The organism is Pseudomonas sp. UBA6315, from assembly GCF_002438125.1.
Lineage (GTDB): Bacteria > Pseudomonadota > Gammaproteobacteria > Pseudomonadales > Pseudomonadaceae > Aquipseudomonas > Aquipseudomonas faucium.
Genome location: NZ_DJTF01000161.1, coordinates 1 through 16,942, shown reverse-complemented (window position 1 = coordinate 16,942; position 16,942 = coordinate 1). Strand labels below are relative to the sequence as shown.

General features: G+C 65.1%; 13 protein-coding genes and 1 pseudogene. 13 read left to right on the top strand and 1 reads right to left on the bottom strand.

Translation table 11 applies throughout. The features are described from left to right. Positions 1-94: 94 nt before the first annotated feature. The 12 genes and pseudogenes from B3E94_RS18580 to B3E94_RS18525 all read left to right on the top strand — a co-directional run bounded on the left by B3E94_RS18580 (position 95) and on the right by B3E94_RS18525 (position 14,318). Positions 95-1,471 carry an oligosaccharide flippase family protein gene (locus B3E94_RS18580; protein ID WP_176510856.1) on the top strand — a complete coding sequence of 459 codons (1,377 nt, stop codon included), beginning with the start codon at positions 95-97 and terminating at the stop codon, positions 1,469-1,471. 302 nt (positions 1,472-1,773) lie between these two features. Then, positions 1,774-3,237 carry an FAD-dependent oxidoreductase gene (locus tag B3E94_RS18575; protein ID WP_286914621.1) on the top strand — a complete coding sequence of 488 codons (1,464 nt, stop codon included), beginning with the start codon at positions 1,774-1,776 and terminating at the stop codon, positions 3,235-3,237. A gap of 144 nt (positions 3,238-3,381) precedes the next feature. Continuing rightward, a complete protein-coding gene (locus B3E94_RS18570; protein WP_176510854.1) occupies positions 3,382-3,999 on the top strand; it encodes an acyltransferase in 618 nt (205 codons plus the stop codon). After that, entirely contained in the window at positions 3,992-4,948 is a 957-nt protein-coding gene (locus B3E94_RS18565; protein WP_286914619.1) for a glycosyltransferase family 2 protein, read from the top strand. Before B3E94_RS18570 ends, B3E94_RS18565 begins: the two co-directional genes overlap by 8 nt. A 9-nt stretch (positions 4,949-4,957) precedes the next feature. Further along, on the top strand, positions 4,958-5,479 hold the full coding sequence (locus tag B3E94_RS18560) for a serine O-acetyltransferase (protein ID WP_176510852.1): 522 nt from the start codon (positions 4,958-4,960) through the stop codon (positions 5,477-5,479). Positions 5,480-5,536: 57 nt separating this feature from the next. After that, positions 5,537-6,514, top strand: coding sequence for a glycosyltransferase family 2 protein (locus B3E94_RS18555; protein ID WP_236236286.1), 978 nt, complete (start codon positions 5,537-5,539; stop codon positions 6,512-6,514). Positions 6,515-6,521: 7 nt separating this feature from the next. After that, a pseudogene (locus B3E94_RS18550) lies at positions 6,522-7,514 on the top strand (VirK/YbjX family protein); the annotation flags it as partial. Between the two features lie 6 nt (positions 7,515-7,520). Beyond that, the gene (locus tag B3E94_RS18545) at positions 7,521-9,512 is read left to right on the top strand and encodes a glycosyltransferase family 4 protein (protein WP_313393940.1); all 1,992 of its coding nucleotides are present in this window, start codon (positions 7,521-7,523) and stop codon (positions 9,510-9,512) included. Positions 9,513-9,554: 42 nt separating this feature from the next. Continuing rightward, a complete protein-coding gene (locus tag B3E94_RS18540) occupies positions 9,555-10,757 on the top strand; it encodes a glycosyltransferase family 4 protein (protein ID WP_176510849.1) in 1,203 nt (400 codons plus the stop codon). Further along, positions 10,754-11,947, top strand: coding sequence for a glycosyltransferase family 2 protein (locus B3E94_RS18535; protein WP_286914618.1), 1,194 nt, complete (start codon positions 10,754-10,756; stop codon positions 11,945-11,947). Before B3E94_RS18540 ends, B3E94_RS18535 begins: the two co-directional genes overlap by 4 nt. Then, on the top strand, positions 11,947-12,738 hold the full coding sequence (locus B3E94_RS18530) for a WecB/TagA/CpsF family glycosyltransferase (RefSeq protein WP_286914617.1): 792 nt from the start codon (positions 11,947-11,949) through the stop codon (positions 12,736-12,738). The genes B3E94_RS18535 and B3E94_RS18530 overlap by 1 nt, the downstream gene beginning before the upstream one ends. A 158-nt stretch (positions 12,739-12,896) precedes the next feature. Then, on the top strand, positions 12,897-14,318 hold the full coding sequence (locus B3E94_RS18525) for an undecaprenyl-phosphate glucose phosphotransferase (RefSeq protein WP_286914616.1): 1,422 nt from the start codon (positions 12,897-12,899) through the stop codon (positions 14,316-14,318). Positions 14,319-14,347: 29 nt separating this feature from the next. Here the strand turns inward: B3E94_RS18525 and B3E94_RS18520 are convergent, their stop codons facing one another. After that, positions 14,348-15,283, bottom strand: a complete 936-nt coding sequence (locus tag B3E94_RS18520; protein WP_176510845.1) for a LysR substrate-binding domain-containing protein — start codon at positions 15,281-15,283, stop codon at positions 14,348-14,350. Between the two features lie 147 nt (positions 15,284-15,430). Between B3E94_RS18520 and B3E94_RS18515 the strand changes: the two genes are divergently transcribed. Continuing rightward, positions 15,431-16,807: an L-serine ammonia-lyase gene (locus tag B3E94_RS18515; protein WP_286914615.1), complete on the top strand. Its 1,377-nt coding sequence runs from the start codon at positions 15,431-15,433 to the stop codon at positions 16,805-16,807. Positions 16,808-16,942: the final 135 nt, after the last annotated feature.

Below are 16,942 nucleotides of genomic sequence, written 5' to 3'. Positions count from 1 at the left end.
GGCTACAGGCACCTATCAGTCGGTGGACGACGGCTAGCGTCATGGCTAATTGAAACTATAGTGACTTCTAGCCATTCAGTCAGAGATTGAAGTCATGCCGTCGATTGAAGCGTCAGCAGCTGGGAGCCTGCGTAAGCGTGCGCTGGGCGCCGGGGCATGGAACCTGGTGTCGCTGGTGGCCTCGCAGGTCATGCGCCTGGGCGGCAACCTGATCATGGCACGCCTGCTTTTACCGGAAATGTTCGGGGTGATGGTCATCGCCACCACGGTTTCGGTACTGCTGCACCTTCTGTCGGATGTTGGCTTGCGCCAGAACATCATCCAGAGCCCGCGCGGCGACGACCCGCTGTTTCTCAATACCGCCTGGACCGTGCAGATTCTGCGCGGCCTGCTGCTGTTCGGCCTGACCCTGCTGCTGGCTGTGGCCGCCTGGGCCGCGCAAATGGCCAACCTGTGGCCGCCGGCTTCTACCTACGCGGCGCCGGAGCTGCCCCTGGTGCTGGCGGTGACTGGCCTGCAGGCGATCATCTGGGGCTTCCAGTCGACCAAGATGGATGTTGCCGTGCGCACCTTCCAGCAAAAGCGCGTGGTGCTGATCGACCTGGCCTCGCAGACCATCGGCCTGGTGGTGATGCTGGTGATCGGCTGGTTCACCCGCTCGATCTGGTCGCTGGTGGCGGCCGGCGTGGTGGCTGCCCTGGCCGGCACGGTGCTGGGCCATACCGCGATGCACGGGCCGGCCAACCGCCTGCAATGGGACCGCACCGCGCTGGCCGAACTGGTCAGCTTCGGGCGCTGGATCCTGCTGTCGTCGATCGTCGGCGTGCTGGCGATGTACGGTGACCGCATCTGGTTCGGCGCCAGCATGACCGTGGCGGAACTGGGTGTGTACTCGATTGCCGTGCTGATCCTCGGCTCGATCCAGACCGGCCTGATGAAGCTGTTCGGCGCGGTCGCCCTGCCGGCGTTCAGCGAGGCCACCCGCGATGGCGACAAGGCGCGCCTGCGCACCCTGTACGACCGCTTCAAGCTGCTGGTCGATCTGGTCATGCTGTTCGTCTGCGGCCTGTTCCTGACCGGCAGCCCGCTGCTGATCGGCTGGATGTACGACGCACGGTATGCCGACGCCGGGCCGATGCTGGCGATTCTGTCGCTGTCGTTCTTCACCCTGCGCTACACCTTGACCCACCAGATCTGGATCGCCCTGGGCCACACCAAGTATCAGGCCATGGACAACATCATCCGCCTGGTTTCGCTGTGGCTGCTGTTGCCGCTGCTGCTGGCCATCGGCGGGCCGCGCCTGGCGATCTGGGGGGTGGCGCTGCACGCTTTGCCGACGCTGGTGCTGATCGTTTACGTCAACCGCAAGCTGGACATTCTCAACATCAAACGTGAACTCATCGTGCTGCCAATGGTGCTGGTCGGGGCACTCTGTGGCGAGCTGGCGGTACGCATCTTCAACTGGTTCTGACCGATACGACAACAGTGGTGCCCGAGCGATGGGCAGGGTAGCGCATCGCGGATAAGTGACTAGGATTCTTAAAAAAATGGCACGGGTGGTCTGGGGATCATGGGGAAGCTTAAGTACTGCACTGCGCTGCTCGATCGTAGGGGCTTTCTACGCAATTGCGTGTTGCTGGGGGTGGGTGGCGCGGTCCTGGGCGTTGCGCCCGGGCTGGCGCGCACTGCTGCAGGCAAACCCGCCGAGCCGAACGGGTTCGTCGTTATCAACGGTTGGGTGTTGCCGTCCCAGTACTTGCGGAACGACTGAACATGATCAACGACTACCAGACGCAGAAGACCCTGCGTGATCATTATGACGTGTGCATCATCGGCGCCGGCCCTGCCGGCATCACCCTGGCCCTGCGCCTGGCGCAGGCCGGCTGGCGGGTGGTGCTGCTCGAGGGCGGCGGCCACGAGTACGCGCCCCGTTCGCAGGAGTTGTACAAATGCACCTCCTCGGGGCTGGAGCTGTACGCCGAGGAAACCCGCCTGCGCTTTCTTGGCGGCACCTCCAACCACTGGGCAGGACGTTGCCGGCCGTTCACCGCGTCCGACTTTGCCGTGCAGCCACCGGGCGACCTGCCGGGCTGGCCGATCCCCTATGCGGAAATCGAGCGCTATCTGCCCGCCGCCATGGACATCGTCGACCTGCCCCAGGGCAAGGCCTTCCAGCCACTGAATGTGGCCCTGAAGGGTGGCGACTTCGACGCCGACCGCTTTTTGCTCAGCCCGCCCACACGCTTTGCGCAGAAGTACGCGGCCGCGCTCAACGACACCCCTGGGCTGGACGTGTTCATCAACTGCAACTGCGTCGATCTGGAATTCGACAAGGCCAGCGGCCGCCTGGCCTCGATACAGGTGTCGGACTACGAGCGCAATCGCCAGCGCCTGGTGGCGAAGAAGTTCATCCTCGCCACCGGCGCCATCGAGAACGCCCGCCAGCTGCTCAACAGCCAGTCGCTGCAGGCCGCCGGCGTGGTGAGCCCCGACGGCCTGGCGGGGCGCTGCTTCATGGAACACCTGAACATCGACATGGGCACCTTCATCCTCAGCGACGGCCAGGACGGCAGCCAGCACCAGTACTACACCACCGATGCCTTCGTCGCCGAGTACCACGCTGGCAAGGGCAATGTCACCACCGCCGTGCTGGAAGAGGTCAGGACCTACGGCAGGACCGCCGAGGTCAAGCACTTTTTGGAAAACCTGGCCTGTGACATGGGCGTGGCCAGCAAGATTGCCTTCATCGCCAACTTCAGCTGCCCCGGCGACGGGGTGATCAGCACCATGATCGAGCAGTTCCCCAATGTGCAGAGCCACCTCTCGCTGCTGGATGAAAAGGACGCGCTGGGGATGGGCAAGGTCAACGTCAACTGGGCGCTGAGCGAGCATGACCGGCACACCATCAAGTGCATCGGCAGCGAGCTGGCCAAGCAGTTCGCCGACACCGGCCTTGGCTTCGTCAAGTTGAACGATTTCGTCTACGACACCAGCCTTGCCCTGAAGCTGCAGCCGCATGCCCACCACATGGGCACCACGCGCATGGCAGCGTCGCCCGAGTTCGGCGTGGTCGACAGCGATTGCAAGGTGTTCGGCACCCACAACCTCTATGTGGCCGGCAGCAGCATCTTCGCCACCAGCGGCGCCTCCAACCCGACCATGCCGCTGCTGCAGTTCGCCGTGCGCCTGGCCGAGCACCTGGACGACAAACTGAAAACCAGCAACAAGGCGGTTTGAGCCGCAAAGGAGTGTGCCAAGGCGACAAGCAACGGTTACAGCGCGGTTGACAAGGGTTGAGTGCGATGCGGTCAGCACCAAGAAGAACGAGACCGGTTCGCCTCAGGGACAGTCCAGGAAGGGTTTACTAACGAGGCAAACAGCATGTTCGGATGGCTACGGAGCGCCGTGAAACATTACGCCAACTCAACCGGGCGGGGAGGCTCGCTGTACAGGAAACTGTGCAATCCCACACCGTTGCAATGGGGCACCTACCTGGCGCGGTGGGGCAAGTTCCACTCGATTGGCAACAACGTGCACATCAACTGCGGCTGTTGCGTCACCGACCCGACCCTGGTGCGCATCGGCAGCAACGTGGGCCTGTCGGACTGCACCCTGATCGGGCATGACGGCGTGGTGGCACTGATCGAGGTGTGCTACGGCAAGCAGCTCGATTCGGTGGGCTACATTGATATACGAGACAACTGTTTCGTCGGCCACGGCGCCATCATCATGCCGCGCGTGACCATCGGGCCCGACTCGGTGGTTGCCGCCGGTGCCGTGGTCACCAAGGACGTGCCACCGGGCATGGTGGTGGGCGGCAACCCGGCCAAGGTCATCTGCACGACTGCGGCGTTGATCGAGCGGGTGGAGGAGCGGTGCAATTCGTATCCCTGGATAGACCTCGTCAAGCAGCGCAAGGGCGCCTTCGACCCCGCGCTGGAACCGACCTTGGCGGCAGTGAGGCGGCAGTACTTCTTTGGGGACGGCAACAATGGATAGCAAGCCCGTCGATGTGATGGTGGTCAACTTCAACACGGCCTCCTTGCTGCAGCCGATGTTCGACGCGCTGCGCGAGGCGGGCAGCGAGCGCCTGGCCAGTTACCTGGTGGTGGACAATGCCTCGGCCGACGATTCGTTGGTGCGCATGGCCCAGGTCTGCCCCGAGGCGCTGCTGCTGAGCAACCAGAAGAACGTCGGTTTCGGCCGCGCCAACAACCAGCTGCTGGCCCACCTGCAGGGCAAGTACGCGCTGCTGCTCAATACCGATGCCTTCGTTGCCAGCGACTCGCTGGAAAAGACCATCGCCTACATGGACGAGCACCCCGATTGCGGCGTGCTGGGCGTGCGCCTGGAAGGCCGCGAGGGTGACCTGCAGCCGTGCTGCCGCTATTTCCCCACCCCCTTGAACGTGTTCGTTTCGCGTACAGGCCTGGGGCGCTTGTTCCCTGGGCTGAAGATGGTCGACGAGATGAGCTGGGACCATGGCTCGGTGCGCGAATGCGACTGGCTGCCGGGGTGCTTCTACTTGGTGCGCCGCGAGGTGCTGGACAAGGTGGGGCTGTTCGACCCGCGCTACTTCCTCTACTACGAGGAAGTCGACCACTGCAAGCGGGTCAAGGAGGCCGGCTGGAAGGTGGTGTTCTACCCGCATACCACGGTGGTGCACATCGGCGGCGAAAGCTCCAAGTCGGTGGCTGAGCTTGAGGCCGCCAGCCGGCAGATCTCGGCCTACCAGATCGAAAGCGAGCTTTTGTACTTTCGCAAGCATCACGGCGCGGCAGGGCTTGCCCTGCACATGTGCCTGGTGAGCCTGGGCGATCTGGTGCTGGCCCTCAAGGCGCTGCTCAAAGGGCGCGGCTGGCCGGCCATCCGGGCCTGCTGGCTGCACACCCGCGCCACCTGGTCGTTGCTGTTCAAGACTCGCTACGCCACACAGCCAACACGCTAGGAGGGGGCCATGTTCGACAACATCCGCGCGGACTTGCGGGCATACAAGGGCGACTGGGGCGCCCAGGGCTTCTGGGTGATGCTGGTGTACCGCTTCGGCCGCTGGCGCTACGGGGTGCGCCCGGCGCTGCTGCGCAAGCTGCTGTCGTTCATCTACAAGGTGTTGTTCAAGTTCGTGCAGATCATCACCGGGGTCGAGTTGCCGTGCGAGGTAGAGGTGGGCCGCAACTTCGTCATCGACCATTTCGGCGGCATCGTCATCAGCGGCTACGCGCGCTTTGGCGATGACTGCAGGATCCGCAACGGCGTGGTGGTGGGGCTGAAGAATGTCAGCGAGCCGACTGCGCCTGTGATCGGCAACAACGTCGATATCGGTGCCGGGGCCAAGCTGCTGGGCAATATCCGCATCGGCGACAACGTGGTGATCGGCTCCAATGCGGTGGTGCTGATCGATGTGCCGGACAACTCGCTGGCGGTGGGGGTGCCGGCCACGGTCAAGGCGCGCAAGCACGAGGCAGTGCAGTACACATGAGCCGGCCCCAGGGGCGGCGGTGATCGGCAAGTGGCGTTCAGGGGTGGCGAGAGGCGCATGGAGACAGGCATCGGAGTGGTGGTGATTGGTCGCAACGAGGGGATGCGCCTGGAGCGCTGCCTGGCCTCGCTGGCCAGCGGCGCGGACCAGGTCGTGTATGTCGACTCCGGTTCCACCGATGGCTCGGTGCAGCGGGCACGCAGCCATGGGGTAGAGGTGCTGGCGCTGGACCTGAGCATCCCGTTCACGGCTGCCCGGGCGCGTAACGAAGGCTTTGCCTGCCTGCTGCAGTTGCGCCCGGAGCTGCGCTACGTGCAGTTCGTCGACGGCGACTGCGAGGTGGTGGCGGGCTGGCTGGGCAGCGCCCAGGCGTTTCTCGACACCCACCCCGACGTGGCGGTGGTGTGCGGGCGGCGGCGCGAGCGCTTTCCCGAGCGCTCGGTGTACAACCTGCTGTGCGACCTGGAGTGGGACACCCCGGTCGGCGACGCCAAGGCCTGTGGTGGCGATGCGCTGATGCGCGTCGATGCCTTCAGGGCGGTGTCCGGCTACCGCCCGGAGCTGATCGCCGGGGAAGAACCGGAGCTGTGCGTGCGCTTGCGCGCCCGTGGCTGGAAGATCTGGCGCCTGGACGCCGAAATGACCTTGCACGATGCCGCCATGACCCGTTTCAGCCAATGGTGGCGGCGCTGCGTGCGCGGCGGCTATGCCTTCGCCGAGGGCACCTACCTGCATGGCTACCCACCCGAGCGCCATTGGCGGCGTGAGTCGCTGCGCGCCTGGCTGTGGGGGCTGGGCATCCCGCTGGTGACGCTGCTGCTCTGGGCGCTGCTGGGGGGCTGGGGCTTGCTGCTGCTGGCGATCTACCCGCTGCAGGCCCTGCGCCTGACCCGCCGCGGTGGCCGCACGCTGCGCGAGAACGGCTTGCAGGCGGTGTTCCTGGTGCTCGCCAAGTTCCCTGAAATGGTCGGGCAGGTGAAGTTCCTGCTGGACAGGTTGACCGCCAGCAAATCGGCTTTGATCGAGTACAAGTGAGATGACCATGAACCTCGTTTCACTCGCCAGGACCCTGCCAGCGGTACACCCCGGCCTGTCGCCGCGGGCGCTGAAGAACCGCCTCGCACTGAGCCTGCTGATGGTCCGCCAATGGCCCCAGCTCGGCACCTTCGTGCAGCGCATGAACACGGCGCTGGGCGCCGAAGGCTGGGCGGCGCTGGGTGACGACAGCATCGGCATCCTGCAATGGCCCTACATCAGCAAGGGCTGGGATGCACCGCAGCGGCTGGCGGTGGTGGCCTCGCACTACGAGCTGGTGGCCAAGCAATTTCCCTCCTTGTTGCTGCTCGGGCGTGACGCGCAGCGAACCCTCGCCGACCTGTCGAGCTACTCCCCCGGCTGCACCCTGGTGCTGGACCGGCCGATCTGGTTCAAGCGCGAAGGCGAGCTGGTGCTCAACCTGTTCCAGGGCGACTTGCGCGTGGCATCGCTGGCTTTCAGCCTGTGCCAGGCCGAGGGCCAGCTGTGCCTGTTGATCGGTGCGGTGCAGGGCATCCACAAGGGCATCGACAGCGAGACGTCGCTGAACATCTACCGCGACCTGACCAAGGACTTCGAAGGCCTGCGCCCACGCAGCCTGCTGATCGAAGCCATCAAGTGCCTCGCCCGGCTGCTGGGCGCCACGCAGATCCACGCCGTCAGCGATGCCTACCGGCATCACCGGCACCCTTATTTCGGCGCCGACACCGGGCGCGAGCTGGCCGCCAACTACGACGCCATCTGGCAGGAGCACGGCGGCGAAACCCTCGAGCGCGAAGGCTTCTTCAGCCTGCCCGTGGCTGCGGCCGAGCGCTCGGCAGAAGACATCGCGCCGAAGAAACGCGCCATGTACCGGCGCCGCTATGCGCTGCTGGACGACCTGTTCGGCCAGCTCGAAGCCGCGGTGCCCGACCACGAAGTGGCGCAGCAGCTCAACCTGCACCGCCAACGCCTGGGCAGCGCCCTGGCGGCGCAGCAGGCCAGCGTTGCAAGCGCACCCGCTGGCATGCGTGCGCGCCTGGCAGGCCTGCTGCGGCAGATCACCACCGAGCCGCGGGCCGACCAGCGCTTCATTGCCTACCTGCGCAAGGCCGGTTTGTACCCGACGTTGAAAAAGGCCGTGCGCGAACTCCTCAGGCAGGGGCCGTCGCTGCTGTGGAAGCCCGCCGACAGCAAGCGCAAGAGCCTGCCGCTGGGCGACCCCAGCGTGCCGGCCAGCGAACTCTTCCCGCGTGAGCTGCTGCTGGTCTGCGAAGGCGAACTGGCCCAGCCGCCCAGCGGCCGCCCGGCGTGCCTGCAGCAGGCACTGCAAAGCCTTGGCTACCGCTGCCAGGTGCTTGACTGGGGCGACGCCGCAGCCTGCACCAACGCCCTGCAGACCGCCTCGGTGGTGATCTTCCATCGCCTGCCGGCCACGGCCCAGATGCTGCAGCTGGTGGAGGAGGCCAAGCGGTTGAAGGTGAGCACGCTCTGGGATGTCGATGCGCCGATCTTCGACCCCCAAGCCTATCGGCAGCACAACGACCTGAGCGTCTTCAACGAGGAAACGGTCAACCAGCTGCTGGCGGCGGTCAGCCTGTTCCAGCAGGCGCTGCTGGCCTGCGACCACGCCATCGCGGCAACGCCGGCACTGGCCAAGGCCATGCTCGACCTGGGCGCGGGGCACGTCACGCTGGTGGAGTGGGACAACAGCGTCCAGGCCCTCAACAGCGAACAGCTCGGCCACCTGTTTCCCCAGTTGCCGCGCGACCGCAACCGGCGGGTACTGTCGGCCAACATCTTCTTCGCCCCGCGCAGCTTCGGCGGCGCCACGGTGGTGGCCGAACAGATGGCGCGCCTGATGGTGGCGACCACCACCTTCCAGCAGTTCATCTTCACCTCGCTGCCCGAAACCGACGCCGAGCCCTACAGCCTGTACCGCTACGAGGCGCATGGCGCCGCAGTGATCGGCATGGGCCTGCCCGACGAGCGCAGCGCCCGCGAAGACTTCGAAAACCCCGACACCTTGCCCATGTTCGACACCGTGCTCGAACGGGTGGCCCCGGACCTGGTGCACATGCACTCGATCCAGGGGCTGGGCGCGCTCTTGGCCGACAGCTGCCGGCGTGCGGGCCTGCCGTTCGTGGTGACCCTGCACGATTGCTGGTGGATCTGCGGGCGCCAGTTCATGATCGACAAGCACGGCAAGTACTGCGGGCAAACCACCATCCGCGCCGAGGTCTGCGCCCGCTGCGTGGACGACCCGGCGCTGAACGTGTATCGCCAGCAGTTCCTGGCCAGCACGCTGAACCAGGCCGACCTGCTGCTGGCGCCCAGCCACTTTGCCCGCAACCTGTACATCGCCAACGGCTTCGATGCGGCGAAGATCCGCGTCAACCGCAACGGCATCCTGCCGCCGGCCGCCGACTACCAGCGCCACCCGGGCAAGGCCATCCGCTTCGGCTTCGTCGGCGGCAACGCGACCATCAAGGGGATCGACGTGATCACCCGCGCCTTCGCCGCCCTGCAGCGTTCGGACTACGAGCTCAAGGTGGTCGACAACCTCCTGCACCTGGGCTTTCGCTCGTTGAACCGGCACAGCATCAAGATCCCGGGCACGGTCAGCATCGTGCCGGGCTACACCCAGGCCAACATGGACGAGTTCTTCGCCGGTATCGATGTGCTGCTGTTCCCCACCCAGTCGAAGGAAACCTTTGGCCTGGCCGTGCGCGAGGCGCTGGTGCGCGACGTGTGGGTGATCAGCACCCATGCCGGCGGCACCGTGGAAGACATCGTCGACGGGGTGAACGGCACGCTGATTCCGCTCAGCGCCGACGAAAAGTACCTGCGCCAGGCGCTGACCGAGATCCTCGAGCAGCCCGAGCGCTATCGCCAGCACCGCAACGCCTTCAAGCAAGGCATCACCTTGTGCAGCGACCAGGCCCTGGAGCTGCAGGCCATGTACGACGATGTGCTCAAGGCGAGCACGCCGGCTGCCGGGTTGTGCCCGCAGCAGTGAACGCCCTGGTCATCACTCACGCAGGTAGAGATCTGGATTTCTATGCGCATTGCCTATTTCATCAATCAGTACCCGAAAGTCAGCCATAGCTTCATCCGCCGCGAGATCCTGGCGCTGGAGCGCCAGGGCGTGGTGATCCAGCGCATTGCCCTGCGCGGCTGGGACGGCGAGTTGCAGGACGCCGAGGACCTGGCCGAGCGCGACAAGACCCAGTACGTGCTGCAGGCAGGCCTGAAGGGTTTGCTCAAGCCGCTGTGGCAGGTGCTGCGCGCCGAGCCTCGGCGCTTTGCCGCAGCCTTGCGGCTGAGCCTGCGCCTGGGCCTGCGGGGGGACCGGCCGCTGCCGTATCACCTGGTCTACCTGGCCGAGGCGTGCTGCGTGGTGCAGTGGCTGCAGGCCTTTGGCGCCGAGCATGTGCACGCGCATTTCGGCACCAACTCCGCCGAAGTGGTGATGCTGGCCAATGCCCTGGGTGGGCCACCCTACAGCTTCACCGTGCACGGGCCGGAAGAGTTCGACAAACCGCAGTTTCTGCACATGGGCGAGAAGGTCAGGCGCTCGGCCTTCGTCGCCGCGGTCAGCTCCTATGGGCGCAGCCAGTTGTATCGCTGGGTGGCGCATGAGCACTGGGCCAAGGTCAAGGTCGTGCATTGTGGCCTGGAGCCTGCTTTTCACCAGGTGGCGCCGGTGCCGGCGCCGGCTGCACCGCGCCTGGTGTGCGTGGGCCGGCTGTGCGAACAGAAGGGCCAGCTGTTGCTGCTGCAGGCAGCGCAGCAATTGGCCGGGCAGGGCATCGACTTCGAACTGGTGCTGGCCGGCGACGGCGAAATGCGTGCGCAGATCGAAACCTTGATCGCCCGCTATGGGCTACAGGCCCAGGTGCGTATCACCGGCTGGATCAGCAGCGCCCAGGTGCGCGATGAAATCCTCGCTGCCCGCGCCCTGGTGCTGCCGAGCTTCGCCGAAGGCTTGCCGGTGGTGATCATGGAGGCCATGGCCTTGCGCCGGCCGGTGTTGACCACCTTTGTCGCGGGCATCCCCGAGCTGGTGCGCCCGGGCGAGAACGGCTGGCTGTTCCCGGCGGGCGCAGTGGACGAGCTGGCCGGCGCCATGGCCGATTGCCTGGCGCAACCGGCCGAGGTGTTGCAGCGCATGGGCGAGGCGGCGCGCCAGCGGGTGCTGGAGCGCCATGACATCGATCGCGAAGCGGCCAAACTGGCCCATCACTTCAAGGCATTGGCATGATCACGCTTATCAGCTGGCTGTTGGGCACGGTGGCGCTGTTGATCCTGTTGCCGGTGACGGTGCTGTTCGCCCAGGTGCTGCTGGCCTGCCTGCCGCCACGGGCGCAGGCGCAGGCCTCGGCGGCCGGGCCGCGGCCTCGAGTGGCGGTACTGGTGCCAGCGCACAACGAGGCATCGGGCATCGTGGCGACGGTGCAGGGCATAAACCGGCAGTTGCTGGAAGGTGACCGCCTGCTGGTGGTGGCCGACAACTGCGACGACCAGACTGCCGCCCTGGCCCGCGGTGCGGGCGCAGAGGTGGTCGAGCGCCAGCATGGGCAACTGCGCGGCAAAGGCTACGCCCTGGATTGCGGCGTGCGCCACCTGGCCGCAGCGCCGCCGGACGTGGTGGTGGTCATCGATGCCGACTGCCAAGTGAGCCCAGGCTCGATCGAGCACTTGGCGCAGCGCTGCGTCGCGGCCGCAGGCCCGGTCCAGGGCCTGGACCTGATGTGCGCGCCGCCGGGGGCCGGGTTGAAGATCCTCATTGCCGAGTTCGCCTGGCGCGTGAAGAACCTGGTGCGCCCGCTGGGCTGGGCGCGTGCGGGCTTGCCTTGCCAGTTGATGGGCACGGGCATGGCCATTGGCTGGCAGGACATCGCCGCTGCCAACCTGGCCACCGGGCACCTGGTCGAAGACCTGAAGCTGGGCCTGGACTTCTGCCGGGCCGGCAAACCGCCGCTGTTCTGCCCCCAGGCGCGCGTCACCAGCCTGTTCCCGACCAGCCAGGAAGGCCTCAGTGGCCAGCGCACCCGCTGGGAGCACGGGCACCTGGGCGTGCTGCTGGCCGATGGGCCGAAACTGGTTGCCAGCGCCCTGGCCAAGGGCAACTGGCCGTTGCTGGCCATGAGCCTGGACCTGATGGTGCCGCCGCTGGCGCTGCTGACCTTGGCCCTGGCGGGCCTGTTCGTGGTGTCCTGGCTGGTGTTCCTGCTGCTGGGCGTGCTGCTGCCGGCGCTGCTGGCGACGCTCGCCTTGCTGATGCTGGGCAGCGCGGTATTGCTGGCCTGGAGCCGCTTCTCCCGCGAGGTGATTCCGTTTTCGGTGCTGATCTACGCGCCGCTCTACGCCTTGAAGAAGATCCCGCTGTACCTGGGCTTTCTGATCAAGCGCCAGGTCGAGTGGGTGCGTTCGAAACGGGATGACGGCTGATGAGCACTTCGAACTGGCAAGGCCGCTGGCAAGCGCTGACCGAGCGCATGCAGCGCGTGGCCGACCGGGCGGACCAACAGCGTGTGCTGCATGCCCTGGCAACGCCCGAGCGGGCGACGGTGCTGGGCTTCGTCAATGCCCATGCGCTGAACCTGGTGACCCGCGATGCTGGCTTCCACCAGGCGCTGATGGCCGCTGACGTGCTGCTGCGCGACGGCTCCGGGGTGGCCATCCTGTATCGCCGCCTGGGGCTTGAGCCTGGCTTGAACATGAACGGCACCGACTTCATCCCCCAGCTGTTGATGGCCTACCAGGGCCGCCGGGTGGCCTTGTGGGGCACCCGGGAGCCAGCCTTGAGCGCAGCGGCCGCGCGATGCCAGGCGGCGTTCGGCGTCACGCCGGTCTCCTTGCACGACGGTTTTGCCGACACCGATACCTACCTTGAGCTGGCGCGCGGCGTGCAGCCGGAGCTGATCATCCTGGGCATGGGCATGCCCAAGCAGGAAGCGCTCGCTGCCCGCCTGTCGGACACTGCCGGGCCGTGCCTGATCGTCTGCGGCGGGGCGATCCTGGATTTCCTGGGTGGCAAGGTCGAGCGCGCGCCGCATTGGCTGCGCCGGCTGGGCGGGGAGTGGATATTCCGACTAATGAAAGAGCCGAAGCGGCTGTTCATGCGCTATGTTGTCGGTAACCCGATGTTTATTTGGCGCACATTGAAGTTTTCTGCGTGGCGCGCAAAATGCGTCAATGTTTCGTCGCCACAGCCGCGGCAGAAAGCGGATCCTAAATGATTTGTCACGGCATGATGGCCGGATACTGCTACAGTGATATCAAAGACACATTGCCTGAATAATCATGTACATATTAAGGAAGATGTAAAAGTTTAATGGATGAAATGTACTGATGGCGTGAAAAGTACCTGCTGCGCCTAATAAGATGAGGCCTGAGAATGGTTTTCGAACCCAGAAGCAGTCGTTCCTTGCTCCAGCGCAGAAGCAGCGTGAGCAACGCCATCCAGGCGGGCCTCGACGGCATCGCCGTGACCGGCGTGGCGTGGTACTTGATCTACGACCAGATCGGCTACATCACCTCCGACTACGTGATCATGCTGTTGCTGCTGATTGGCGCATTGGCGGTGATCTACGACCATTACGCCATATACCGCACCAATGTCGGCTTGTCGATCAAGGCCTTCCGGCTGTTCAAGGCGTGGTCGGCGACCTTCTGCTTCCTGGTGGTGCTGGCGTTTCTGACCAAGCAGAGCGAGACCTACTCGCGCCTGCTGGTGGGGCAGTTGTTCGTGATCGGCTACGTGGTGCAGTTGTTTCTGCACTATGCGGTGCGCGAGGTGCAAAAGCGCTTTACCGCCCATGCGCGGCTGGACAACGCGCTGATCATCGGTAATGGCGACCTGGCCAACTTTCTTTATCAGAAGATCAGCAACAACCCGTGGTTTGGCGAACGGGTAATGGGCTGCGTATTGCTTGACGGTACCATCGAGCCGATCAGGGAAAGTGCCGATGGCAAACAGCGCCTGCCGGTACTTGGGCATATCGACAAGTTGGATGAACTGGTCGCGCAACATGCAATTAGAACGGTGTATCTAGTGACCCCGCTGGGCGGTTCGGAAGTTATCAATGAAGTGTATTTGAAGTTGCTCGACAAGTGCATTGCGGTGAACTGGGTGCCCGACATCTTCTCCCTTCGCTTGATCAACCACAGCGTGCGGGAAATTGCCGGTATTCCCGTGCTGACCCTGTCGGAGACGCCGCTGACCGGCATGAGCCTGTTCCTCAAGAACCTCGAAGACCGGGTGCTGGCAGCGCTGATCCTGTTGTGTGCCTCACCGGTACTGCTGGCCGTGGCCCTGGCGATCAAACTGGACAGCCCGGGGCCGGTGTTCTTCCGCCAGGAACGCACGGGCTGGACCGGCGAATCGTTCCGTATCTGGAAGTTTCGCAGCATGCATGTTCACCAACCCGAGCAGGGGGTGGTGAAACAGGCGCAGAAGAATGACCCGCGGCTGACCCGGATTGGCGCTTTCATCCGCCGCACCAGCCTGGATGAACTGCCGCAACTGTTCAATGTGCTGACCGGCGAGATGTCCCTGGTCGGGCCACGCCCACATGCCTTGCAACATGACTCGTTGTATTCCCAGGACATCGTCGACTACTTCGCCCGCCACAACATCAAGCCGGGCATGACCGGCCTTGCCCAAGTGCGCGGGTTCCGTGGGGAAACCCGCGATATCGAGCAGATGATCCAGCGGGTCGACTCGGACATCGAGTACATCAACAACTGGTCGCTGTGGCTGGACTTCGTAATCCTGGTGCGCACGCTCAACGCGTTCACCGGCAAGCAGGCGTACTGACGGGCAGGCGCGGGTTTTCAGCTGAGGTGTCAGCTTAACGGGTGCAACGCCCGGAACCCGCGCGCTTCCTCCACCAGCCAGTCATGCACCGCCCGCGCCCCTGGCTGGTTCAGGCCGCCGGGCGGGTAATGCACCACATAGCGCTTGAAGTTGGCGATCGGCACGCCGAACGGCACGATCAACGCCCCGCGCTCCAGTTCGTCATTGAGCAGGGTGCGCCGGGCAATGGCCACGCCGATGCCGGCGATCGCCGCCTCGATGGTCAGGTGGTTGCGGTTGAAGGTGTGGCCGCGGCGCACATCCAGCCCGCCAGCGCCGATGCCCTCCAGGTAGAACTCCCATTCCGCGTATTCCGAGCTGCCGCGCCAGGCGGTGATGTCGTGCAGCAGCGGGTAGTGCACCAGGTCTGCCGGGCCATGCAGCGGCGGGCGGCCGCGCAGCAGGGCAGGTGAACACACCGGGAAGATCTGCTCGTCCAGCAGCGGCGTCGAGAGCATGCCCGGGTAGCTGCCGTCGTTGAGGTCGATGGCCAGGTCGAAATCGCCTGGGTGCAGGGCCTGGGCGCTGTCCTCGGCCACCAGGCGCAGTTCGATGTCCGGGTAGCGCTGCTGAAAGCGCGGCAGGCGCGGCGTCAGCCACTTGGCCAAGAACGAGGGGATCGAGCGCAGGCGCAAGGTGCCACGAATCTCGCCGGCATCCAGGCGCAGCAGTTCGGCCTCGATGCTGCCATAGGCTTCGGCCACGGTCTGCGCCAGGCGCTGCCCTTCGGCGCTCAGCTCCACCCCGCGCGCCCGGCGCAGGAACAGCCGATAGCCCAGGCGTTCTTCGAGCTGGCGCATCTGCTGGCTGACCGCGCCGGGGGTGATGTGCAGTTCTTCGGCGCAGCGGGTGAACGACAGGTGCCGCGCCGCGCAGCTGAAAACATGCAGCCAGACGAACATCTGGCCATTAAATTGCCGCCGCATCGTTTAGTACCGCTAAAGGCTTGCTTAGGAAGTTTCGTTGGTCATCCGTGGATGAGCCCGGCAGTATCGCGCAAATCTGCAGCACCGTTCAATTTTCCCAACGAGCCGTGTCGCGGTGCACATGCACCGGCGCGGTCAGGCATTAGCATGGCTATCAGTGTTTTCGACCTTTTCAAGATTGGCATCGGCCCTTCCAGTTCCCACACCGTCGGCCCAATGCGCGCCGCCGCCACCTTTGCCCAGGCGCTGCGCGAGCAGGGCCTGCTGGCCCAGGTAACGCGCATCGAGGTGCGCCTGTATGGCTCGCTGTCGGCCACCGGCATCGGCCACGCCACCGACCGCGCCTGCCTGCTCGGGCTGATGGGCCAGTGGCCCGACCGCATCGACCCGGCGACCATCGACTCGCGCATCGGCCAGGTGCTGCAGGAGCAGTGCCTGATGCTCGACGCCAGCCAGCCGCTGGCGTTCGACTACGCCCGCGACATGCTGCTGCTGGAGGAAAGCCTGCCTTATCACCCCAACGCCATGACCCTGGTCGCCGAAGGCGGGCAGGGCGTGCTGCTGCGCCAGACCTACTACTCGGTGGGCGGGGGCTTTATCGTCGAACAGCAGCAAATCGATGCGCCAGTGAGCGAGCAGGGCGCGGTCAGCCTGCCTTATGAATTCTCCAGCGCCGCCGAACTGCTGGCCTTGTGCAAGGCCCATGGCCTGAGCGTCAGCCAGTTGATGCTGGCCAACGAATGCGCCTGGCGCCCTGAAAGCGACGTGCGCGAAGGCTTGCTGCGCATTTGGGCGGCGATGCGCGAGTGCGTCGACAACGGCCTGCGCCACGACGGCGTGCTGCCGGGCGGGCTCAACGTCAAGCGCCGCGCCGCGCGCCTGCACCGCAGTCTGCAGGAAGTGGTGAAGCCAAACGTGATCGGCTCGACCTTCAGCGCCATGGAGTGGGTCAACCTGTTCGCCCTGGCCGTCAACGAAGAGAACGCCGCAGGCGGGCGCATGGTCACCGCGCCGACCAATGGCGCCGCCGGCATCATCCCGGCGGTGTTGCACTACTACATGAAGTTCAACCCCGGGGCCTGTGACGACGACGTGGTGGCATTCCTGCTCGCGGCTGCCTCGGTGGGCATCCTGTGCAAGAAGAACGCCTCGATTTCCGGTGCCGAAGTGGGCTGCCAGGGCGAAGTCGGCTCGGCCTGCTCGATGGCCGCCGCGGGCCTGGCTGAAGTGCTGGGCGCCACGCCGCCGCAGTTGGAGAATGCCGCCGAAATTGCCCTGGAGCACAACCTGGGGCTGACCTGCGACCCGGTGGGTGGTTTGGTCCAGGTGCCGTGCATCGAGCGCAATGCGATTGCTGCGGTCAAGGCGATCAATGCGGTGCAGATGGCCCTGCGCGGCGATGGCGAGCATTTCATCTCGCTGGACCGGGTGATCCGTACCATGCGTGATACGGGGGCGGATATGCACGCCAACTACAAGGAGACTTCGCGAGGTGGGTTGGCTGTGGCGTTTGTCGAGTGCTGAGGTTAGGCGCCTACAACACTTGAAGTTGTTTCGAGAATGATTCTATTAATGCATGTGAATCATGTATTTAGCGTTTAAATTTAAAGCTGATTATGCTTGAGTGTGAGGGTGGGTTTGAAATCGAGCGCCGCCCGC